Source organism: Rivibacter subsaxonicus (assembly GCF_004217215.1).
Taxonomy (GTDB): domain Bacteria; phylum Pseudomonadota; class Gammaproteobacteria; order Burkholderiales; family Burkholderiaceae_C; genus Rivibacter; species Rivibacter subsaxonicus.
On record NZ_SHKP01000004.1, the window covers coordinates 779,499 to 800,751 of the forward strand.

General features: G+C 70.6%; 25 protein-coding genes. 12 read left to right on the forward strand and 13 right to left on the reverse strand.

The annotated features are described in order from the left end of the window. Positions 1-78: 78 nt before the first annotated feature. Genes EV670_RS03555 through EV670_RS03565 form a run of 3 tightly spaced genes read left to right on the forward strand, consistent with a single transcriptional unit; the run spans position 79 to position 2,388 of the window. Positions 79-807, forward strand: coding sequence for an ABC transporter permease (locus EV670_RS03555; RefSeq protein WP_130430419.1), 729 nt, complete (start codon positions 79-81; stop codon positions 805-807). Positions 808-847: 40 nt separating this feature from the next. Then, positions 848-1,561: an ATP-binding cassette domain-containing protein gene (locus EV670_RS03560; protein WP_242616857.1), complete on the forward strand. Its 714-nt coding sequence runs from the start codon at positions 848-850 to the stop codon at positions 1,559-1,561. Next, the gene (locus EV670_RS03565) at positions 1,561-2,388 is read left to right on the forward strand and encodes an ABC transporter substrate-binding protein (RefSeq protein WP_423213566.1); all 828 of its coding nucleotides are present in this window, start codon (positions 1,561-1,563) and stop codon (positions 2,386-2,388) included. Before EV670_RS03560 ends, EV670_RS03565 begins: the two co-directional genes overlap by 1 nt. Positions 2,389-2,400: 12 nt before the next feature. Here the strand turns inward: EV670_RS03565 and EV670_RS03570 are convergent, their stop codons facing one another. Next, a complete protein-coding gene (locus EV670_RS03570) occupies positions 2,401-3,645 on the reverse strand; it encodes a GGDEF domain-containing protein (protein ID WP_130430421.1) in 1,245 nt (414 codons plus the stop codon). Positions 3,646-3,845: 200 nt separating this feature from the next. Here EV670_RS03570 and EV670_RS03575 point away from each other — a divergent pair, with 200 nt between their 5' ends. From EV670_RS03575 to EV670_RS03585, 3 genes are all read left to right on the forward strand, one after another. Continuing rightward, the gene (locus EV670_RS03575) at positions 3,846-4,385 is read left to right on the forward strand and encodes a Spy/CpxP family protein refolding chaperone (RefSeq protein WP_130430422.1); all 540 of its coding nucleotides are present in this window, start codon (positions 3,846-3,848) and stop codon (positions 4,383-4,385) included. A gap of 101 nt (positions 4,386-4,486) precedes the next feature. After that, complete coding sequence (locus EV670_RS03580) at positions 4,487-5,185, forward strand: response regulator (RefSeq protein ID WP_130430423.1); 699 nt, start codon at positions 4,487-4,489, stop codon at positions 5,183-5,185. A gap of 117 nt (positions 5,186-5,302) precedes the next feature. After that, entirely contained in the window at positions 5,303-6,745 is a 1,443-nt protein-coding gene (locus tag EV670_RS03585) for a sensor histidine kinase (protein ID WP_130430424.1), read from the forward strand. Here EV670_RS03585 and EV670_RS03590 read toward each other — a convergent pair. The 7 genes from EV670_RS03590 to EV670_RS03620 are packed head-to-tail and all read right to left on the reverse strand — an operon-like array spanning position 6,742 to position 11,198. After that, positions 6,742-7,191: a DUF3717 domain-containing protein gene (locus EV670_RS03590; RefSeq protein WP_130430425.1), complete on the reverse strand. Its 450-nt coding sequence runs from the start codon at positions 7,189-7,191 to the stop codon at positions 6,742-6,744. The genes EV670_RS03585 and EV670_RS03590 overlap by 4 nt on opposite strands. A gap of 17 nt (positions 7,192-7,208) precedes the next feature. Beyond that, positions 7,209-7,541, reverse strand: coding sequence for a DMT family transporter (locus EV670_RS03595; protein WP_130430426.1), 333 nt, complete (start codon positions 7,539-7,541; stop codon positions 7,209-7,211). 49 nt (positions 7,542-7,590) lie between these two features. Beyond that, entirely contained in the window at positions 7,591-8,901 is a 1,311-nt protein-coding gene (locus EV670_RS03600; protein ID WP_130430427.1) for a tryptophan--tRNA ligase, read from the reverse strand. A gap of 14 nt (positions 8,902-8,915) precedes the next feature. After that, positions 8,916-9,593 carry a site-2 protease family protein gene (locus EV670_RS03605; RefSeq protein WP_130430428.1) on the reverse strand — a complete coding sequence of 226 codons (678 nt, stop codon included), beginning with the start codon at positions 9,591-9,593 and terminating at the stop codon, positions 8,916-8,918. A gap of 52 nt (positions 9,594-9,645) precedes the next feature. Next, positions 9,646-10,311: a glutathione S-transferase family protein gene (locus tag EV670_RS03610; protein WP_130430429.1), complete on the reverse strand. Its 666-nt coding sequence runs from the start codon at positions 10,309-10,311 to the stop codon at positions 9,646-9,648. A 50-nt stretch (positions 10,312-10,361) separates the two neighbouring features. After that, positions 10,362-10,751: an Hsp20/alpha crystallin family protein gene (locus EV670_RS03615; protein ID WP_130430430.1), complete on the reverse strand. Its 390-nt coding sequence runs from the start codon at positions 10,749-10,751 to the stop codon at positions 10,362-10,364. 12 nt (positions 10,752-10,763) lie between these two features. Then, a complete protein-coding gene (locus tag EV670_RS03620; RefSeq protein WP_130430431.1) occupies positions 10,764-11,198 on the reverse strand; it encodes an Hsp20/alpha crystallin family protein in 435 nt (144 codons plus the stop codon). Between the two features lie 115 nt (positions 11,199-11,313). Between EV670_RS03620 and purN the strand changes: the two genes are divergently transcribed. Then, positions 11,314-11,991, forward strand: a complete 678-nt coding sequence (purN, locus tag EV670_RS03625) for a phosphoribosylglycinamide formyltransferase (protein WP_130430432.1) — start codon at positions 11,314-11,316, stop codon at positions 11,989-11,991. A 16-nt stretch (positions 11,992-12,007) separates the two neighbouring features. Here the strand turns inward: purN and EV670_RS03630 are convergent, their stop codons facing one another. The 4 genes from EV670_RS03630 to EV670_RS03645 form a co-directional block, all read right to left on the reverse strand. Continuing rightward, on the reverse strand, positions 12,008-12,442 hold the full coding sequence (locus tag EV670_RS03630; protein WP_130430433.1) for a universal stress protein: 435 nt from the start codon (positions 12,440-12,442) through the stop codon (positions 12,008-12,010). Between the two features lie 71 nt (positions 12,443-12,513). Next, positions 12,514-13,374 carry a sulfurtransferase gene (locus tag EV670_RS03635; RefSeq protein WP_423213567.1) on the reverse strand — a complete coding sequence of 287 codons (861 nt, stop codon included), beginning with the start codon at positions 13,372-13,374 and terminating at the stop codon, positions 12,514-12,516. A gap of 16 nt (positions 13,375-13,390) precedes the next feature. Then, positions 13,391-14,284: a DMT family transporter gene (locus tag EV670_RS03640; protein WP_130430914.1), complete on the reverse strand. Its 894-nt coding sequence runs from the start codon at positions 14,282-14,284 to the stop codon at positions 13,391-13,393. Positions 14,285-14,304: 20 nt separating this feature from the next. After that, positions 14,305-15,444: an aromatic ring-hydroxylating oxygenase subunit alpha gene (locus EV670_RS03645; protein ID WP_130430435.1), complete on the reverse strand. Its 1,140-nt coding sequence runs from the start codon at positions 15,442-15,444 to the stop codon at positions 14,305-14,307. Between the two features lie 277 nt (positions 15,445-15,721). On the opposite strand from EV670_RS03645, the gene xseB reads away from it, so the two are divergent. From xseB to pcp, 5 genes are all read left to right on the forward strand, one after another. Further along, a complete protein-coding gene (gene xseB / locus EV670_RS03650; RefSeq protein WP_130430436.1) occupies positions 15,722-15,985 on the forward strand; it encodes an exodeoxyribonuclease VII small subunit in 264 nt (87 codons plus the stop codon). After that, positions 15,982-16,878 (forward strand): polyprenyl synthetase family protein, encoded by an 897-nt coding sequence (locus tag EV670_RS03655; protein ID WP_130430437.1) that lies wholly within the window; start codon positions 15,982-15,984, stop codon positions 16,876-16,878. Before xseB ends, EV670_RS03655 begins: the two co-directional genes overlap by 4 nt. Positions 16,879-17,019: 141 nt before the next feature. Next, the gene (gene dxs / locus EV670_RS03660) at positions 17,020-18,951 is read left to right on the forward strand and encodes a 1-deoxy-D-xylulose-5-phosphate synthase (protein WP_130430438.1); all 1,932 of its coding nucleotides are present in this window, start codon (positions 17,020-17,022) and stop codon (positions 18,949-18,951) included. Between the two features lie 129 nt (positions 18,952-19,080). Next, a complete protein-coding gene (folE2, locus tag EV670_RS03665) occupies positions 19,081-19,908 on the forward strand; it encodes a GTP cyclohydrolase FolE2 (RefSeq protein WP_130430439.1) in 828 nt (275 codons plus the stop codon). Between the two features lie 14 nt (positions 19,909-19,922). After that, positions 19,923-20,564 (forward strand): pyroglutamyl-peptidase I, encoded by a 642-nt coding sequence (gene pcp, locus EV670_RS03670; protein WP_130430915.1) that lies wholly within the window; start codon positions 19,923-19,925, stop codon positions 20,562-20,564. On the opposite strand, the gene EV670_RS03675 is transcribed toward pcp, so the two are convergent. Next, positions 20,561-21,238, reverse strand: a complete 678-nt coding sequence (locus tag EV670_RS03675; protein WP_130430440.1) for an HAD family hydrolase — start codon at positions 21,236-21,238, stop codon at positions 20,561-20,563. The two genes, pcp and EV670_RS03675, sit on opposite strands and share 4 nt — an antisense overlap. Between the last annotated feature and the right edge of the window lie 15 nt (positions 21,239-21,253).

A 21,253-nucleotide genomic window follows, 5' to 3' on the forward strand; every position in this document is an offset into this window, starting at 1 on the left:
GCCGTCCGTAGCATCGCCCTGTCTTCGACAACAAACAGTGTGCCGCACGCCCGCGCGTGAAACGGACCACGGGAACCCTTGAACACCTTTGCCGAGAGCGCGCGCATCGCGTTGCAGCTGATTCTCGACGCCGACGCGCGGCTGATGCAGGTCGTGCTGCTGTCGCTGGCAGTCAGCGGCGCCGCCTGTCTGATCGCAGCAATTGGCGGTCTTGGCGCCGGCGCGGCGCTCGCGGTGGCGCGCTTTCGTGGCCGCGGCACGCTGCTGGTGCTGCTCAACACGCTGCTCGCGCTGCCTTCGGTGGTGGTCGGGCTGGTGGTCTACCTGCTTCTGTCGCGCTCCGGCCCGCTCGGCGAGTGGGGGCTGCTGTTCACGCCAGGCGCGATGGTGTTTGCGCAGACGATCCTGGTGCTGCCGATCCTGGCCGCGCTGACGCGCCAGGCGCTGCAGGCGCCTTGGGAGGCGCAGGGCGAGCAGTTGCGCTCGCTCGGCGCCAGCCGCCTGACCGCCGGCCTGCTGCTGCTGTGGGACGAGCGCATGGCCCTGCTGACGGTGCTGCTGGCCGCCTTCGGCCGCGCGATCAGCGAGGTCGGCGCGGTGATGATCGTCGGCGGCAACATCGACGGCCACACCCGGGTGATGACGACCGCCATCGCGCTCGAGACCAGCAAGGGCGACCTGCCGCTGGCGCTGGCGCTGGGCCTCGTTCTGCTGGCGGTGGTGCTGTTGCTGAACCTGCTGATCGCGATGGTGCGGCGCTGGTCGGCGCGCGGCGAGACGGCGGTGCTGGAGCTGGCACATGCTTGAGCTCACTTTGGCCGAAGCCGCCTACGAAGGTGTCCGCGTGATGCAACCCGCGCGCTACCAGATCGCGCTCGATCGCATCAGCGTTCGCTTCGGCGGCGTGCTCGCGCTCGACGACGTGAGCCTCGAAGTTCGCTCCGGCGAACGCATTGCCTTCATCGGCGCCAACGGTTCCGGCAAGAGCACGCTGTTGCGCGTGCTGCACGGCCTGCAACCGGTGAGCACTGGCCACGTCGAACGACGTGCCGCGCTGACCCAGGCGATGCTGTTCCAGCGGCCGGCAATGCTGCGGCTGTCGGCCGCCGCCAATGTTGCGCTCGGCTTGTGGCTCGCCGGCGTGCCGCGCTCGCAGCGCCGGCTGCGCGTGGCCGAGGCGCTCGAACGCGTCGGCCTGGGCGCCGAGGCGCAGCGTGCGGCGCGTGCGCTCTCCGGTGGCCAGCAGCAGCGGCTGGCGCTGGCACGTGCATTGGCGTTGCGGCCCGAGCAATTGCTGCTCGACGAGCCGACGGCCAGCCTCGACCCCAGCGCCAAGCGCGAGATCGAGGCGCTGATCGCCGCGCTCTTCGTCGGCGGCGGGCCGACGCTGCTGTTTGCCTCGCACAACCTTGGCCAGGTCAAGCGCCTGGCCACGCGCGTGGTCTATCTCGAGCACGGCCGCGTGGTGGCCGATCTCGGTGTCAACGAATTCTTTGCCGAGGGCGGGGCCGCGCTGCCGCCCGCGGCGCGTCTGTTCCTCAAGGGAGAACTGCCATGGTGATGATGTTGGGTTGCGTCCGAAGGACGCTGGTGCTGGCGACGCTGCTGGCGACGGTGCTGGGCGTGGCGGCACAGGAGCGCAGCATCGTCGTCGCCTCGACGACCTCGACCGAGCAGTCGGGCCTGTTCTCGCAACTTCTGCCGGCCTTCAAGGCGGCCACCGGCATCGAGGCCAAGGTCGTGGCGCTCGGCACCGGCCAGGCCCTCGACATGGCACGCCGCGGCGACGCCGACGTGGTCTTCGTGCACGACCAGGCGGCCGAGGAAAAGTTCGTCGCCGACGGCTTCGGCCTCAAGCGGGTGGCGGTGATGTACAACGACTTCATCGTCGTCGGGCCCAAGGCCGATCCGGCCGGCGCAGCGGGTAAGGACGTGGTCGGTGCCTTCGGCAAGATCGCCGCAGCCAACGCCCCCTTCGTCTCGCGCGGCGACAAGAGCGGCACCCACGCCGCCGAACTGCGCTACTGGAAGGCGGCCGGCATCGAGTCGCCGGCGCAGAAGTTCGCCAACTACAAGGAATGCGGCTGCGGCATGGGTCCGGCGCTGAACATCGCGGCGCAGACCCCGGCCTATGCGCTGACGGATCGTGGCACCTGGCTGTCGTTCCGCAATCGCGCCGACCTGGTGCCGCTGGTCGAGGGCGACACCCGGCTCTTCAACCAGTACGGCGTGATCGTCGTGAACCCGGCGAAGCATCCCCAGGTGAAGCAGGCGCTGGCGCAGAGCTTTGCCGACTGGCTGGTCTCGCCAGCCGGTCAGCAGGCCATCGCGGCCTACAAGATCGGCGGCGAGCAGTTGTTCTTTCCGAACGCCGGCAGCGCGAAGTAGGCGCCGGCGAATTCAGCTTTCGCCGTTCAGGCCCAGCCTGCGGCTCTCGCCGAACACCGTGTCGCCGCCTTCGCGGGTGGCGGGCACCGCGCGCCGGCGACCCTGGCGCTTGGCCTCGTAGAGCGCGAGGTCGGCGCGGTGCTGTGCCGATTCGAGGGATTCGCCGCTCTCGATCTTGACGACGCCGAAGCTCAGGCCGAGATGCAGGTCGCCGTTCTGGCTGCACTCCTGCTCGAGTCGGCGCGCGATGCGCTCGGCCGCATGCAGCGCGTCGTCGACGCTGGCGCCGGGCAGCAGCGCGATGAACTCGTCGCCGCCGAGGCGTCCAAGCACGTCGCGGCTGCGCAGCGTGTCGCGCGCGCTGCGCGCCACGCGCTTGAGGGCGACATCGCCGACGGCGTGGCCGCGGCTGTCGTTGATGGCCTTGAAGTGGTCGATGTCGAACAGCATCACCACCGCCCGCGCCTGCGAACTCTGGGTCAGCGCCGCGGCCGCCAGCTCCTCGAAATGGCGCCGGTTCGGCACCTGCGTCAGCATGTCGATGTCGGCCAGCACGCGCAGCTGGCGCTGGCTTTCCTTCAGGTCGGTCTCGGTGCGCTCGTGGGTCAGCGCCAGGCAGAGGTAGACGGCGAACAGCATCGCCACCAGCGTCGCGACGATCACCATCGGCGACAGCAGCGTCAGCGCCGATTGCACTGGCGTGTCGGTGGCCAGGTGCCAGCTCAGGCGCAGTATCGGCAGCACGGCCTGGGCCAGCATCACGCAGAACAGCGTGCGGAGCGACGGACTGCGGCGCAGCTCGGGCAGCACCAGCACGAAGGCCGCGGCATAGAGGTGCAGCAGCATCATCGCCGTGCTGTAGGCATAGGTGCGCCACGACTGCAGCTCGGGCAGGGCCCAGGTCACGAACCAGAGCAGGTAGGCGCCGACGAAGACCAGCGCGTCGGTGGTCGACGAGCCGCTCAGCGGCCCGCGCGAGAAGAAACGACGCAGTCCGGTCACGATCAGCATCGGCCACACCAGCAGCAGCAGGTTGCCCGGTACCACCGCCGCCGGCCAGACGCCGCGCAGCATCTGCAGGCCGCCACCGAGTGCCGCCAGCCACATCGCGAGCATCCACCAGCGGTAGCCGCGGTAGACGCGGTGGGTGAGGCCGAACAAGCTCATGATCGCCGCCGCCGCGACCATGACCACCACCGCCAGCCAAAGCAGCGTGGGCGCATGCAGCGAGTCGAGGAGCGAGGCGGAAGCGGGCATCGGAAGCCTGATCTTGGGGCGGAAGGCGGGGGAACCAGAGCGATTGTTACGTTTTGTGCCGTTGTGGCCCGCTCCCCCTTCGGTGGGGTGCTGGCTCGATTTGTTCACAGATCTTTACCCCGTCGGCGCGCGCCGTTCATCGACGCGGCCGAGCATTGCTCTGGACGGCAGCTTCGCCGTTGATTTTCGAGGAGTGCCCGATGTCCGCCACCTTCCCGCTCACCGCGACCCGCCTGACGCTGGCCGCGCTTGCCATCGCGCTGGCTGGTGCCGCGCTGACGCCGGCCGAGGCCGCGCCCGGACCCGGCGGCCATGGACCGCACGGCGGCCCCGGCATGATGTTCGGCGGTTCGCCGGAACACGCGGACCGCATGGCCGACCGAATGCTGTCCGGCGCCTCCAACGTCAGTGACGCCCAGCGCAAGCAGGTGCGCGAGATCGCGCGCCAGGCCGCCACCGACCTGCAGGCCCAGCGCGAGGCAGGCCGTGGTCTGCGCGAACAGATGGCGGCGGCCTTCGCCCAGCCGGTGGTCGACGCCAGCGCGGTCGAGGCGCTGCGCCAGAAGATGCTGGCCCAGCACGACGCGACGAGCAAGCGCATGACGCAGGCGATGCTCGACGCCAGCCGCGTGCTGAGCGCCGAGCAGCGCCAGCAGATCGCGCAGAAGATGGCTTCGCGACGCTCGATGATGGAGCGCCATCGCCAGGAGCGCCAGCAGTTGGACGGAGCCACGCGATGAACGATGACCGGCGGCTGCGCCGGCCGATGAACCATGAATAATTCATCGTTCATGCGACGCGCAGCGAGCGTCATTGTTCATGCAAGGCGCCGCGAGTTCAGATGACACCCCAACTCCTGCTGATCGACGACGACGCGCGCCTGGCCGCGATGCTGCGCGACTACCTCACGCAGGCCGGCTACGCCGTGACCTGTGCCGAAAGCCTGGCCGCCGGCCGCCAGCAACTGGCGCGCGAGAGCTTCGACGCACTCGTGCTCGACCTGATGCTGCCCGACGGCGACGGCCTCGACCTGACCCGCGAGCTGCGTGCCAACCCGCGCACCCGCGCATTGCCACTGCTGATGCTCACCGCACGCGGCGAACCGATGGACCGCATCCTCGGCCTCGAGCTCGGCGCCGACGACTACCTGCCCAAGCCCTTCGAGCCGCGCGAGTTGCTGGCGCGGCTCAAGGCGCTGCTGCGCCGCGCCTCGCCAGCCGCCGATGCCGAGTTGCTGCGCTACGGCCGGCTCGAGATCGATCTCGCGGCACGCCAGGCGCGGCTCGACGGCAAGCCCTGCGAGCTGACCAGCTACCAGCTCGACCTGCTGGTGGTGCTGGCGCAGGCGCCCGGCCGGGTGCTGTCGCGCGACCAGATCATGGACGCGCTCAAGGGCCACGCGCTGGAGGCCTTCGACCGCTCGATCGACGTACACATCTCGCGCATCCGCGCCGCGATCGAGGACGACGCCAAGGCGCCGAGGCGGATCCTCACCGTGCGCGGCGCGGGCTACGTGTTTGCCAAGAAGCAGGATGATTGAACGGTGCCCCCTGCTTGCCGCGATGCGGCTGCGCGGCCCCCGCGGGGCGCGGCCAGCTTGGGGCGGCCCGGCGCCGGCCCAGCCTGACCGGATCGGCCCGCTGAGCCCGCGCTGCTCATGAAGACCCTCTACCTGCGCATCTACCTCACCGTCGTCGCGGTGCTGCTGCTGTTCGCGCTGTTCTCGGGCTGGCTGCTGCAGCGCAACCTCGAGCACGAGCGCGGCCGTTTCGAACGCGTTGCGGGCGAGCGCATGCAGGCCTGGGGCGAACTGCTGCAAGGAGCGCTGCCCCCGCCGGACTCCACGCCCGAGGAGCAGGCCGCGGCGCTGCTCGAATGGGCCCAGCGGCTACGACTTCCGCTGGCGCTGGACGGCACCGACGGCCAGCGCATCGTCACCTCGCCCGGCTACGAGCGCGCGCAGTCGGCTTGGGCTGCGCGGCCACCGGCGCGGGTCGGCAGCCCTGGCATCGAGCGACGCACGCCGGTGCGGCTGGTGCTGTCCGACGGCCGGACGCTGTGGGTGCTGCGACCGCCGCTGCTGCGCGCGCCGGACGAGGCGGGTCCGCCCGGCGGTGGCCCGGGCCGCGGGCCCGGCATGCGGCAGGGTCCGCCGGGCGGGTCGCCGGGCTTGCTGGTGCTGGGCGGCGGCGAGTCGCCGTGGTTCGTGCGCGGCACCGGCCTCGTGATCACGCTGGCGGTGCTGTTCCTCGCGGTCGCGGCCGGCGCCTTTCCGGTGGTGCGACGGCTCACGCGCCGGCTCGAGGCGCTCAAGCAGGGCGTCGAGGCCTTCGGCGCCGGCGACCTCGGCCGTCGCGTCGACGCCGGTGGCCGCGACGAGGTGGCAGCGGTGGCGGCCAGCTTCAACCAGGCGGCGCAGCGCATCGAGTCGCTGCTGCAGGCCAACCGCGCGCTGCTGGCCAACGCCAGCCACGAGCTGCGCTCGCCGCTGGCGCGACTCAAGATGGCCGTGTCGTTGCACGAGGAAGCGCGCGACGAGGCCGGCCGTGCCACGCTGCGCGCCGAGATCGAACGCAACATCGGCGAGCTCGATGCGCTGGTCGAGGAGGTGCTGCTCGCCAGCCGGCTGGAGGCGCGGCCCGATCCGGCGCGCGAGCCGGTCGACCTGCTTGGCCTGGCGGCCGAGGAGGCGGCACGGGCCGAGGCCGAACTGGAGGCGCGCGACGCCGACAAGACGAGCTTCGCGACCCGCGGCGACGACCGATTGCTGCGACGTGCGTTGCGCAACCTGCTCGAGAACGCCCGCCGCTACGGCGGGCCGCAGGCGCCGGTGCTGTCGCTCGCGCGCAGTGCCGACGGCGGCTTCGAGATCGCCGTCAGCGACCGCGGCCCCGGCGTGCCGCCCGAACAGCGCGAGCGCATCTTCGAACCCTTCTATCGCCTGCCCGGCCACGCCGAGCGCGCCGGCGGCGTCGGGCTCGGGCTGAGCCTGGTGCGCCAGATCGCGCTGCTGCATGGCGGCACCGTGCGCTGCGAGGCGCGCGAGTCCGGCGCGGGAAGCCGCTTCGTGATCAGCCTGCCGCCGGCGCCGGGCGCCTAGGTGGTTGGCGCTGGCGCAGCGGGCATCGCGCTCGTCGCCTCGCCCGGCGACTGCCGCTCGGCATAGCGGTTGAACCGCCACGCCGTGCCTTCCATCGTGATGCGCCGCCAGCAGGCGCGCTTCTCGCCGGGCGTCATCACGGTCCAGTCCTGTACCTCGTCAAAGCTGCGGCCGCAGCCCTTGCAGACGGCATCGCCCTGGCTGGTCGAGCAGATCGCGATGCAGGGCGCGTCGGGCGTCGTCGCGTACCAGGCCAGCCAGGCGGCCTTGGCGGCGCGCGGCATCGTGTCTTCGTCGCAGGCGCTCTCGCGGTAATACACCATCAGCGCGTAGACCTCGGCCAGCGCGCGCACCTCGGCGCAGGCGCTGATGCCGTCGGGCGAGGGCAGCCTGTCGCGCCACCAGTTGATGGCGGACTCGATGTCGGTGATGTGGATGCCGGCCATCGTGGGAATCACAGGCCCTAGTGGGCGCTTGCCTTGGAGAAGACGTTCAGCACGACCACGCCCGCGACGATGAGCAACATGCCGACGATCGCCGCGGCATCGAGCCGCTGACCGTAGAGCAGCCAGGCCACCAGCGTGATCAGGACCAGGCCGACGCCCGACCAGACCGCGTACGCGATACCCACCGGGATCGTGCGCAGCGTCAACGACAGAAAGAAGAACGCCGCGCCGTAGCCCGCCACCACCAGCAGCGACGGCCAGGGGTTGCTGAAGCCATCGCTGGCCTTGAGCGCCGAGGTCGCGACCACTTCGGCAACGATCGCCACCGACAGAAACAGCCAGTTGTTCATGGCGCTTCGAACGCGTGCATGCCGACCCAGTCCCTGGCGAGCGTCGCGCTCACTCCTGGGCGGCCGCCAGCGCGGCCAGTGCCGCCTCGACCGCGCCGCGCGCGGCGTCAGGCCCGAGTTCGACCGGTGCGCCGGCCAGCGCCGCCACGCCTTCGGTCTTCAGCCGCTTGACCCATGCCCCGGCCTCGCGGCCATCGGCCAAGCCGCTGCTCTGCAGCAGCAGCGCGCCGTCGGCGGCGGTCAGCTTGAAGTAGAAGCGGCCGTCGGACTCGCGGTACTGCTTGAACAGCGGCATCGCGGCCTTGGCCGGAGCCGCCGCGGCCACCGGCCGTGGCGTGGCCGACGCCAGCATCGGCCGCAGGCCGACGGCGCGCCGCAACTCGGCCATGAAGGGCGTGGCGACCTGGCGCGCGCGGCGTGCGCCGGCCTCGAGCGCGGCCTCGATCTGCTCGGGGTGTGCCATCAACTGCTCGTAGCGCTCGCGCTTGGGCCCGATCTCGGCCTCGATCAGCTCGACCAGCCTCTGCTTGGCCTCGCCCCAGCCCAGGCCGGCGCGCAGCTCGGCGCGGAAGGCAGTGCGTTGCGCGGTATCGGCGAAGGCGTCCCAGATCGCGATCAGCGGCGTGCCCTCGGGCTCCTTGGGTTCGCCCGGCAGGCGCGAGTCGGTGATGATGCGGGCCACCGCCTCCCTGAGCGCCCTGGCGCCGCCCTCGAACAACGGGATCGCGTTGTCGTAGCTCTTGCTCATCTTGCGGCCGTCGAGGCCGGGCAACAGTTCGACCGCCTCGCCCACCTCGGCCTGCGGCAGCACGAACAGGTCGCGGCCCTGGCCGAAGAGATGGTTGAAGCGCTGCGCGATATCGCGCGCCATCTCGATGTGCTGGACCTGGTCGCGGCCGACCGGCACCCGGTGCGCGTTGAACAGCAGGATGTCGGCCGCCATCAGGATCGGATAGCTGTAGAGGCCCATCGTGACACCGGCATCGATGTCCTCGCCGGCCGCCTCGTTGGCATCGGTCGCGGCCTTGTAGGCGTGGGCGCGGTTCATCTGGCCCTTGGCCGTGACGCAGGTCAGCAGCCAGGTCAGCTCGGGCGTTTCGGGGATGTCGCTCTGGCGGTAGAAGGCCACGCGCTGCACGTCCAGCCCGCAGGCCAGCCAGGTGGCGGCGATCTCGAGGCGCGAGCGCTCGATGCGGTCGGGCTCGTCGCACTTGATCAGCGCGTGGTAGTCGGCGAGGAAGAAGAAGCTCTGCACATCGGGCTCGCGGCTGGCGGCGATGGCAGGGCGGATCGCGCCGACATAGTTGCCGAGGTGCGGCGTGCCGGTGGTGGTGATGCCGGTGAGAACGCGGGCTTTCATGGGGCGGGGGCGGTTCAGTTGATGCTGATGACGGACATGATCGAAGGCAGGAACAGGCGCGTCGCGTTCAAGGTGGCACGCATCACCGGCAGCATCCACCAGGTCGTGACGAGGCCGGCGACGACCAGGCCCATGACGATGAAGAAGCCGTAGGGCTCGATGCGCGCCACCACATGCGCCGCGCGCAGCGGCAGCAGCCCCACCAGCACCCGGCCACCGTCGAGCGGCGGCACCGGCAGCAGGTTGAAGGCGAACATCACGAGGTTGACCAGCACGCCGGCCTTGGCCATCAGCAGGAAGAAGGGCTCGGCCACGCCGAGCGACAGCAGCGCCGTGCCGAACAGCGCCCAGGCCAGCATCTGCACGAGGTTGGCGCCCGGGCCGGCCACGGCGACCCAGACCATGTCGCGCTTGGGGTGGCGCAGGCGCCGCCAGTCGACCGGCACCGGCTTGGCGTAGCCGAAGATGAAGGTGCCGGCGGTCAACACGTAGAGCAGGATCGGCATCGCGATGGTGCCGATCGGGTCGATGTGGCGGATCGGGTTGAGCGTCACGCGGCCCAGGTCGGCGGCGGTCGAGTCACCCAGCATGCGCGCCACGTAGCCATGCGCGGCCTCGTGCGCCGTGATGGCAAACAGCACCGGCAGGGCGTAGACGAGCAGGGTGCGGACGAGGTCCTGGAGTTGTTCCATCGGGCGCCGATTCTAGGTGGCGGCCCGGTGCCCGGCCCCGCGGACCGCGGCCTCAGCCGAGCTTGAACGGCCCGCCCTGCTCCAGCGCGCGCTGGTAGGCCGGTCGCGCGTGGATGCGCGCCAGGAGGTCGCTCAGTCGCGGCCGGCTCGCGTCGAGCCCGCCGCGCGAGGCCGAGGCCTCGAGCGGAAAGCTCATCTGGATGTCGGCCGCGCTGAACTCGGCGCCGGCAAACCAGGGCCGCTCGGCGAGTTCGCTCTCCATGTAGTCGAGATGGCGCTTGAGGTTGGGCGTGACGATCATCGCCTTGGCCCTGCCGGCAATCGCGGCGGCGATCGGGCGGATCAGCAACGGCGACTTGCGCTCGATGCGGTCGAACACCAGCTTCATCAGCAACGGCGGCATCGCCGAGCCCTCGGCGAAATGCATCCAGTAGGTGTAGCGCAGCCAGTCCGGGCTGTCGGCGGCGGGCTTGAGCCGGCCGTTGCCATGGCGCTCGACCAGGTACTCGATGATCGCGCCCGACTCGGCCAGCGTGAGCTCGCCGTCGCTGATCACCGGCGACTTGCCGAGCGGATGCACGGCGCGCAACTCGGGCGGCGCCAGCATCGTCGTCGGGTCGCGCTGGTAGCGCTTGAGCTCGTAGGGCAGGCCGAGTTCCTCGAGCAGCCAGAGCACGCGTTGCGAGCGGGAGTTGTTGAGATGGTGGACGGTGATCATGACCGGAGCATGCCAGCGATCACGCGTCGCCGCCCACCAGTACGCCTCCCTCAGCTCACCTTGACCTCGATGCGGCGCGGCTGCGCGTGCTGCGCCTTGGGGATGCGTAGCGTCAGCACGCCCTGCTCCAGTTCGGCGCTGATGGCAGCGCTGTCAAGCTCCTTGCTCAGGCTGAAGACGCGGCGCCAGCGGCCCAGCTCGACCTCGGCGTGGTGAGGGGCCATGCCGTCGGGCAGCGGTAGATCGACCTGGCCCTCAAGCGTCAGGGTGCCGTTCTCCACCTGCAACTGGAGCTTGTCGCGTGGCACGCCGGGCAGGTCGGCGCGCAGCGTGATGCCGGTGCCGTCCTCGACCACGTCGACCGGCGGCACGAGCGCGGGTTCGGTGGCCGGCAAATTCGCGCGGCGGGACTCGACGCCCGGAGTGGGAAGTGTGTTCATCGTGGCCTCCGTTCAGTGGATCTCGATGCGGCGCGGCTGCGCCGACTCGCGCCGGCGGATGCTCAGGTGCAACACGCCGTCGCGGTAGCTGGCGCTGACGGCGTCGGGGTCGACGTCGTCGGGCAGACTGACGACGCGCCGGAAGCGGCCGCTGAAGCGCTCGTCGATGTGGACCGTGGCGCCTTCGGCGGGTGCGGCGCCGGCCAAACGCTCCCCGGCAATGGTCAGCAAGCCGCGATCGATCTGGACATCGATCGCGGACGGATCGAGACCCGGCGCGAAGGCGTAGATCTCCACCGACTGCGGCGTGCCGCCGACGTTGAGGGCCGGGTAGCCACCGCGGGCGGCACCACGGATGCTCGGCGACAGGTCGAAGGCCTGCTGCATGTCGCGCTGCAGGCGATCCAGGTCCGCGAACAGGTCGCGGCCAAACAAAGATCGATACATGGCGATTCCTCCAAGTGGACCAAGCAGGGCGGCACGCCCGTGCCACCCTCTTCGGCGCGAGTTAGGTGCCGCGCCGCGGATTTCAAGAGTCCTCGCCCGCCTACACTGCGCGCCCATGTCCGAACCAGTCTCCGCCCTCGTTCCCCTGCCGCCGCGCCGGCGCATCGCCGTGCTGATCTCGGGCCGCGGCTCCAATCTCGAGGCGCTGGTCGAGGCGATGGCGGCAGAGCGCTGGGATGCCCGGATCGTCGCCGTCATCGCCAACCGGCCAGACGCTGCCGGTCTGGCCTGGGCCGCGGCGCGCGGATTGCCGACAGCCGGCCTCGACCACCGCGCCTTCGCCGAGCGCGAGGCCTTCGACGCCGCGCTGGCGCAGGCGATCGATGCGTCCGGTGCCGAACTGGTGGTGCTGGCCGGCTTCATGCGCATCCTGAGCGACGGCTTCGTGCGCCGGTACGAGGGCCGTCTGGTCAACATCCATCCCTCGCTGCTGCCGGCCTTCGCCGGGCTGCACACGCACCGGCGCGCGCTCGAGGCCGGCTGCGCCTTTGCCGGTGCCACCGTGCACCTGGTGACGCCGACGCTCGATCACGGCCCGATCATTGCCCAGGCCGTGGTGCCGGTGCGGCCGGACGACACCGAAGCCGGGCTCTCGGCACGGGTCCTCGCGGCCGAGCACCGGCTCTATCCGATGGCGCTGCGCTGGCTGATCGAGGGCCGCCTGGCGCTCGACGCGCAGGGCCGGGTCAGGCCGCTCGACGGCCAGCCTCAGGGGCTCTTCTTCGAGTCCTGAGCCGCGCGGTGCGCGCTCAGCGCACCACCAGCACCGGCACCTTGCTGTGCGTCAGCACCTTCTGCGTCTCGCTGCCCAGCAGCAGCGCACTCATGCCGCGCCTGCCGTGCGAAGCCATGACGATCAGGTCGCAGGCCTTGCGCTCGGCGTGTTCGATGATCGCCTCGTAGGGATGGAGCCCCTCGATGATGGTGGTCTCACAGCTCACGCCGGCGGCGCTGCAGGCCGTGGCGACGCCATCGACGCGCTGGCGGGCCAGCTTTTCCTGCAGATCGAAATAGTCCTGCGGCGCGATCGGCTGGATCTCGCTGACGGCACTGAACGGGAAGGGATCGGTCACGCACAGTGCCTCGATGCCGGCGCCGCAGAGCTTGGCCAGTTCGACCGCACGCGCGATGGCGATCGGCACGATATCGCTGCCGTCGGTGGGAACGAGGATTCGCTTGAACATGGTGCCTCCATCGGGTTGGTGGAACGACCCGCCGATGATGCCTGCGGCGAGGCCGTGCGCAATGACTTCTATCAACCCCCGGTCGCTACCGGCCGCGCCGGATCGGCGCACCACTCGCTCCACGAACCCGGGTAGAGCAGGCCCTCGCCGAGCCCGGCCGCGGCCACCGCCAGCAGGTTGTGGCAGGCCGTGACGCCGGAGCCGCAGTGGTGCACCACCGGGCCGCCGGCGCCGGCCAGCAGCGGCGCCCAGGCTTGGCGCAGGGCCATGGCCGGCAGGAAGCGCCCCTCGGCGTCGAGGTTGTCCTTGAAAGGTTGGCTCAGTGCGCCGGGGATGTGGCCGGCGACCGCGTCGAGCGGCTCGGTCTCGCCGCGAAAGCGCTCGCCGGCGCGCGCATCGATCAGGCACAGGCGCCCGATCCCCGCTGCCACTGCATCGGCCTCGACGGTGCCCATCGCCGGCTCGGCGGCCAGGGGATAGGGCGCGGCCGCCTGCCAGTCCGGTGTCGACATCTCGAGTGCGCCGTCGGCGGCAGCCCAGGCCTGCAGGCCGCCGTCGAGCACCGCCACTTCGGCATGGCCGACCCAGCGCAGCAGCCACCAGGCGCGCGCGGCGTACATCGAGCCATGGCGGTCGTAGGCCACCACCGTGCTCCCGGGCACGATGCCGAGCCGGCCGAGCGTCGCCGCCCAGGCCTCGGGCGAGGGCAGCGGATGGCGCCCGCGGAAACGGCCGGTGGCGTCGGTCCTGGGGCCGGCCAGGTCGCGGTCGACGTGGGCGTAGCGCGCGCCCGGCAGGTGGCCCTGCCCAGCGTACTGCTGCTCGCCGGCGGTGGGGTCGGTGAGTTCGAAGCTGCAGTCGAGCAGCACGGTCGGGCTGCCGTCGGCCAGGCGTTGCGCGAGGGCGGTGGCGTCGATCAGGGGCATGGGCAGTGGCATGGCAGGGTCGTCAGGTTTCCACCGAACTGTGTTCGTGTTCTCCGGGCCGTGGCGGGGCACTGCGGTTGCGCAGCAGCGTCGCCGCCAGGCCGGCGCCGACGATCAGCAGCATGCCCGCGATCGCCAGCGGCGGCACGGCATCGTCGAACAGCAGCGCGCCGAAGATGAAGGCGTAGACGATGCCGAGGTACTGCAGGCTGGCGTTGACCAGCACGCGGCCGGTGGCATAGGCGCGCGTCATCAGCAACTGGGCCGCGGTGGCGAGCACGCCGACCGCCAGCAGCAGCGCGGCGCCCTTCAGCGTGTGACCGTGGAAGCCGCCGCTGGCCGAGGTCAGCGGCGTGCTCAGCGCACCGGCGATGACGCCGCCGAGCGAGAAGTAGAAGACGACCCGTTCCTCGGGCTCGCCGACGCGGCCGAGCGCGGTGACCTGCAGGTAGGCCAGCGCCGAGAGCATGCCCGAGAGCAGTCCGAGCAGGCCGTGCCAGAGCTGGTCGCGCTCGATGGTCGGGCGCAGCACCATCGCCACGCCGATGAAGCCGACCAGCACCGTGGCGACCAGCCGGCCATCGATGCGCGAGCCGCCCATGATCACGGTACCGCCGATCAGGAACAGCGCCATCCAGACCGAGCTCATGTAGTTGAGCGTCATCGCGGTCGGCAGCGGCAGGCCGCCGATCGCGTAGAACCACAGGCTGAGGGCGGTCACGCCGGAGAGGCTGCGCCAGAAGTGCATCGCCGGCACCGGCGTGCGCAGCGCGATGCCGCGCGCCCGGCACAGCAGCGCCAGCGAGGCGGCGCCGACCAGGCCGCGATAGAAGACGATCTCGCCGGTGCCGTAGAGCGCGGCGGCGAACTTGACGCAGACGCCCATCGCCGCGAACAGCAGCGTGGCCAGCACCATCAGTGCCGAGGCCGGCAGTTTCACCCTTGCATCTTTCGCCGGTACCAGCGGTGGAAGTGCTCCATGCCGTCTTCCATCGGGCTCTGGTAGGGGCCGGCCTCGTCGTCGCCACGCTGCAGCAGCGCGGCGCGGCCGGCGTCCATGCGCAGCGCGATCTCGTCGTCCTCGATGCAGGTCTCCATGTAGGCGGCCTGCTGGGCCTCGATGAACTCGCGCTCGAAGGCGTGGATCTCCTCGGGGTAGAAGAACTCGACCACGTTGAGCGTCTTGCGCGGCCCGCGCGGGTGCAGCGAGCTCACCACCAGCACATGCGGGTAGTACTCCACCATCACCAGCGGGTAATGGGTCAGCCAGATCGCGCCGTGGCGCGGCGGCTCGCCGCCGCGGTAGTTGAGCAGCGCGTCGTGCCACTGCTTGTAGACCGCCGAGCCCGGCTTGCCGAGTGCCTGGCCGCCGGAGGTCGCGACGCCGACGCTCTGCACCGAGTAGTCGGGCGCCATCTGCCAGCGCAGGTCGTCGGTGGTGACGAAGTTGCCGAGGCCGGGATGGAAGGGGCCGACGTGGTAGTCCTCGAGGTAGACCTCGATGAAGGTCTTCCAGTTGTAGTCGCACTCGTGCAGGTGCACGCGGTCGAAGACATAGCCGCTGAAGTCGAGCTCGGCGCGCAACTTGAGGCCCGCCATCTCGGCCGCGATGTCGGGCGTGCCGGCGCCACCTTCGAACAGCAGGCCGTTCCACTGCTGCAGCGGGTAGCGCTTGAGATGCAGGCAGGGGTCTTCGTCGAAGTGCGGCGCACCGATCAGGCGGCCTTCTAGGTCGTAGGTCCAGCGGTGCAGCGGGCAGACGATCGCGGCCCCGGTGTTGCCACGGCCGCGCAGCGTGAGCGCCTGGCGGTGGCGGCAGACGTTGGAGATCAGCTCCACCGCGCCGCCGCTGCCGCGCACCAGCACCCGGCCTTCGCCTTCGTGCAGCAGGGTGTGGTGATCGCCGACCGAGGGCACCGACAACGCATGCCCCACGTAGCGCGGACCGGGCCGGATCAGCCGCTCCTGCTCGCGAAGCCAGGTCGCCTCGTCGAAGTAGCTGGCGACCGGCAACTGCGTGCGTGCGAGATCGGGCGCGGTGGAGGTGCTGATGAAGCTGAGGCTGAGGTCGGACATGATTCCCGGGGGCTGCTCCAGAAAAACCAGGACCGCGAGATCTGGGACGCGACGGATTGCGATGCCGGCGCAGATGAAACAGGAAGCAAGAACCGCTGCCGGAAGGCGTGCGGGGAGGGGAGTGTAGCGGCGGGGTTCCGGCAGACGCATCCCGCGTGCCACGGCGGGTCGGCCGGGCGCAAGTCCGTCTGTGGCGGGGCAGCCTCACCCATTTGGCGCGGCGCGCCCAGGGACGCGCTGGCAAGGTGCCTGACTACAATGCAGGGTACTCCCCTAGATGGTGCATAGGCACCCCTTGCCAGTGTCCAAAGCCACCTCCGCGGCTGCCGTCCCCACCCTGCCGAGCTATGAACAGGCTCTGGCCGAACTCGAGCGGCTCACCGCCTCGATGGAAGCCGGCCAGTTGCCGCTCGATCAGTTGCTCGATGCCTATCGCCGCGCCGCGGAGTTGTTGAGCCATTGCCGCGCGCGCCTGGACGCGGTCGAGCAGCAGGTCAAGGTGCTCGAGGACGGGCAACTCAAGCCATGGATCGATTCATGAAGCGTGACGATCTCTTCGAGACCTGGTCGCGCGATCAGCTGGATCGCGTCGAGGCGGCGCTCGATCGTTTCGTTCCGGCGCAGGCGCCGGCCGGCCTGGGCGACGCGATGCGCTACGGCGTGCTCGACGGCGGCAAGCGGCTGCGCCCGCTGCTGGTGCTGGCGGCCGCCGAGGCGACCGGCGCCGGGGCCAGCGAAGCAGCGTTGCGCGCGGCCTGCGCAGTCGAACTGATCCATGCCTATTCGCTGATCCACGACGACATGCCGTGCATGGACGACGACGTACTGCGCCGGGGCAAGCCCACGGTGCACGTGCAGTTCGGCGAGGCGCAGGCGATGCTGGCCGGCGATGCGATGCAGGCGCTGGCCTTCGAGGTGCTGACGCCGGAAGGCTCGGTCGTCGAGCCGGCGCTGCAGGCACGCCTGGTCGGCCTGCTGGCACGCGCCTCGGGCCAGGACGGCATGGCCGGCGGCCAGGCGATCGACCTGGCCAGCGTCGGCCGCGCGCTCGGTGAGCAGGAACTGGCCGACATGCATCGCCGCAAGACCGGCGCGCTGCTGCAGGCCAGCGTGGTGATGGGCGCCGCCTGCGGCCGCGTCACGCCGCTGGCGGCGGCGGCCCTGGCCGACTATGGCGCCGCCATCGGCCTCGCGTTCCAGGTGGTCGACGACATCCTCGACGTCACCCAGGCCTCCGACACGCTCGGCAAGACCGCCGGCAAGGACGCCGACCACAACAAGCCCACCTACGTCTCGGTGCTCGGACTGGCGGCGGCGCGCGCCCATGCGCACGAGTTGCACGGCCGCGCCCAGGCCGCGCTGGCCCGCAGCGGCCTGGCCGACGCGGCCTGGCTGAGCCTGCTCGCCGACCGCGTGGTCGAACGCGACTGCTGACATGAGCCCGCACGATCACTCCGTTCGCTGCCCCCAGGGCACTGGAAGGGCTCCTTCGTGGCCCTTCGGGCCACACCGGGCTCGGGAGCGGCCCGGCGCCCGGCGGCGTTGCTCCGCCCTATAAGAAGAGAATCCGCACTCATGAGCGCCTATCCCCTGCTCTCCAGGATCGACAGTCCGGCCGATCTGCGCCGCCTGTCGCGCGCCGAGCTCAAGCAACTCGCCGCCGAGTTGCGCGCCTATGTGATCGACAGCGTGTCCAAGACCGGTGGCCACCTGTCGAGCAACCTCGGCACGGTCGAGCTGACGATCGCGCTGCACTATGTCTTCGACACGCCCAAGGATCGGCTGGTGTGGGACGTGGGTCACCAGACCTACCCGCACAAGATTCTCACCGGCCGCCGCGACCGCATGGGCTCGCTGCGCCAGCTCGGCGGCATCAGCGGCTTCCCGCGCCGCGACGAGAGCGAGTACGACACCTTCGGCACCGCCCACAGCAGCACCTCGATCTCGGCCGCGCTCGGCATGGCGCTGGCCGCGCAGATCAAGGGCGAGAGCCGCAAGTCGGTGGCGATCATCGGCGACGGTGCGATGAGCGCCGGCATGGCCTTCGAGGCGCTCAACAACGGCGGCATGCCCCATGGCGAGACGGTGCCCGACCTGCTGGTCGTGCTCAACGACAACGACATGTCGATCAGCCCGCCGGTCGGCGCGCTCAACAAGCACCTGGCGCGACTGATGAGCGGCAAGTTCTACGCCGCCGCGCGCGAGGGCGCCAAGAGCGTGCTGAAGAACGCGCCGCCGCTGTTCGAACTGGCCCGCCGCTTCGAGGAACATGCCAAGGGCATGGTCGTGCCGGGCACGATCTTCGAGGAGTTCGGCTTCAACTACGTCGGCCCGATCGACGGCCACGACCTCGATTCGCTGATCCCCACGCTTGAGAACCTGCGCGACACCAAGGGCGCGCGCTTCCTGCACGTGGTGACCAAGAAGGGCTACGGCTACAAGCTGGCCGAGGCCGATCCGGTCAACTACCACGGGCCCGGCAAGTTCGACCCCAGCGTCGGCATCGTCAAGCCGACCACACCGCCCAAGCCCACCTTCACCCAGGTCTTCGGCCAGTGGCTGTGCGACCAGGCCGCGGCCGACGCGCGCCTGGTCGGCATCACACCGGCGATGCGCGAAGGCTCGGGCATGGTCGAGTTCGAGCGCCGCTTTCCGCAGCGCTACTTCGATGTCGGCATCGCCGAGCAGCACGCGGTCACCTTCGCTGGCGGCTTGGCCTGCGAGGGCCTGAAGCCGGTGGTCGCGATCTACAGCACCTTCCTGCAGCGCGCCTACGACCAGTTGATCCACGACGTCGCCTTGCAGAAGCTGCCGGTGGTGTTCGCGCTCGATCGCGCCGGCATCGTCGGCGCCGATGGCGCCACCCACTGCGGGGCCTACGACATCGCCTACCTGCGCTGCATTCCCAACATGAGCGTGCTGGCACCGGCCGACGAGCGCGAGTGCCGGATGGCGCTTTCGGCCGCGTTCCAGCAGGACCATCCGGTGGCGGTGCGCTACCCGCGCGGCGCCGGGGTCGGCGTTGCGGCCGGCACCGACCTGGCGCCGATGCCCTGGGGCAAGGCCGAGCTGCGGCGCGAGATCGCGCGCCCGGTGCCGGGACGCCGGGTCGCGATCCTTGCCTTTGGCACGCTGCTCCACCCGGCACTGGCCGCGGCCGAGCAGCTCGACGCGACGGTTGCCAACATGCGCTTCGTCAAGCCGCTCGACACCGGGCTGCTGCTCGACCTGGCGCGGCGTCACGACGCGATCGTGACGGTCGAGGAGGGCTGCACGATGGGCGGCGCCGGCAGTGCCGTGATCGAGGCCTTGCAGGAGGCCGGCATCAACCTGCCGGTGCTCACGCTCGGCCTGGCCGACGAGTTCTCCGAGCACGGCGATCCGGCCAAGCTGCTGGCGATGATGGGCCTGGACGCGGCGGGCATCGAACGCTCGGTGCGGGCGCGCTTCCTCGACGAGCGCGCCGGTCGCCTGGAACTGGTGCAGCGACCGGCCGTCAACGCCTGAGTCGCCGGCGATTCAATCGAATCGATAGCCGCGTCAAGCCCTTTTGAACGCCGGGTCGAGCCGCACATGTCATGCTGGCGACTGTGAAACTGGGCACCTGAGCGCAAGCTGCAGCCGCCCGCGAGCACCATGACCGATCTTTCGAACCCCAACCCGTCCGCCATCGGCAGCAGCCTGCTGCACATTCCGGACACGCAGAGCGAGCGCGACGAGCGCCACCTCGCGATCCAGCGCGTGGGCGTGCGCGAGCTGCGCTACCCGCTGACGGTGCGCATCGACGGCCGCGCCCAGGGCGCCGCCGCGACCTGGAGCCTCGACGTGGCGCTGCCGGCCGAGCGCAAGGGCACCCACATGAGCCGCTTCGTGGCCTGGCTCGACGCGCTGGCGCAGTCCGGCACGGCGCTCGACGCGGCCGGCCTGCAGCGCGGCTTTGCCGAGATGCTCGACAAGCTGCACGCCGACGAGGGCCGGGTCGAGGCGCGCTTCTCCTTCTTCATCCGCAAGCAGGCACCGGTGTCCGGCGTCTCCAGCCTGCTCGACTACCAGGGCGCCTTCATCATCGAGCGCCGCGGCGCTGCCACCACGCTGTGGCTCGAGATGGCGGCGCCGGTCAAGAGCCTGTGCCCCTGCTCGAAGGAGATCTCCGACTACGGCGCCCACAACCAGCGCTCGATGGTGACGATCCGTGCCGAGGTGAAAGACCCGGCGCTGGCCTTCGAAGACCTGGTGCGCATCGCCGAAACCTCGGCCTCGAGCGAGATCTGGGGCCTGCTCAAGCGCCCCGACGAGAAGTGGATCACCGAGCGCGCCTACGAGAACCCGAAGTTCGTCGAGGACCTGGTGCGCGACGTGGCGCTGCGCCTCAACGCCGATGCACGCATCGGCCGCTATCGGGCGACGGTCGAGAACTTCGAGTCGATCCACAACCACAGCGCCTTCGCCGTCATCGAACGGTGAGTTCCTCGCCCGTGATGCGCGTGCTGCTGACCGGCTTCGAGCCCTTCGGCGGCGAGACGATCAATCCTTCGTGGCTGGCAGCCCGGGCGCTCGACGGCGAGCGCATCGGCGGCGCGATGATCGTGGCGTGCGAACTGCCCTGCGTCTTCGATGCGGCGCTGCAGGCTCTGGATTCGGCGCTCGCCGATTGCGACCCCATGCTGGTGATTGCCCTCGGCCAAGCCGCCGGCCGCTGCGACCTGAGCTTCGAGCGGGTCGCGGTCAACCTCGATGACGCGCGGATCCCCGACAACGCCGGCGCCCAGCCGATCGACCGGTCCGTCATCGCCGGCGCGCCTGCGGCCCACTTCGGCACGCTGCCGGTCAAGGCGATCGTGGCGACGCTGCGGCAGCAGGGCATTCCGGCCTCGCTGTCGATGTCGGCCGGCAGTTTCGTCTGCAACCATCTCTTCTTCGGACTGATGCACCGACTCGCGGCACGCCCGGGCGTGCGCGGCGGTTTCGTGCATCTGCCGCTGCTGCCCGAACAGGCGGCGCGCCATCCGGGCCAGCCGAGCCTGCCGCTGGCGACGATGGTCGAGGGCTTGCGGGTTGCGATCGAGGTGGCACTGGCTACGCGCGAAGACCTGCGCGTGGCCGGCGGCGAGATCGCCTAGCCTGGGGCCGGATCCGGCCCGCCCTCGAGGATCGGCCAGCCCTCGGCCGTGGCCAGCGCACGCAAGCGCGCATCGGGCCGCACCACCACCGGGTCGCTGACCGCGCGCAGCAGCGGCAGATCGGCCATCGAGTCGCTGTAGAACCAGCTGCGCTCGCAATCGGCCAGCGAGAGATCGCGCGTTGCGAGCCAGCGCTGCACGTGAGCCAGCTTGTGCTCGCGATAGCAGGGCTCGCCGACGATCTCTCCGTTCAAGCGGCCATTGGCGTCGAGTGCCGATTTGGTCGCGAGCACCTCGTCGATGCCGAACAGCGGCGCGACCACCGCGGCAAGGAAGCGGGTGGTGGCGGTGACCAGCACGCAGGCGTGGTGCTGGCGCCGGTGGCGCAGCACCCAGGCCCGGTGCGAGGCGGGCACGCGTGGCGCCAGCGACTCGGCGAAGGCCGCGCCCAGCTGCTGCAGTTCGACCGCCGACAGCGATGCCAGCGGCATCACCGCCTGCCGATGCAGCATGCGAATGTCGAGTGTGCCGTCGACGTAACGCTGGCAGGCGGCGAGATAGTCGTCGGCGGCGCTGGGCGGCAGCACGCCGCGGCCGACCAGGAAGCGCGTCCAGGCCATGCCGCTGTCGAAGGGCAGCAGCGTGTGGTCGAGGTCGAACAGGGCGAGCTTCATGGCAGCGCGTTGAGG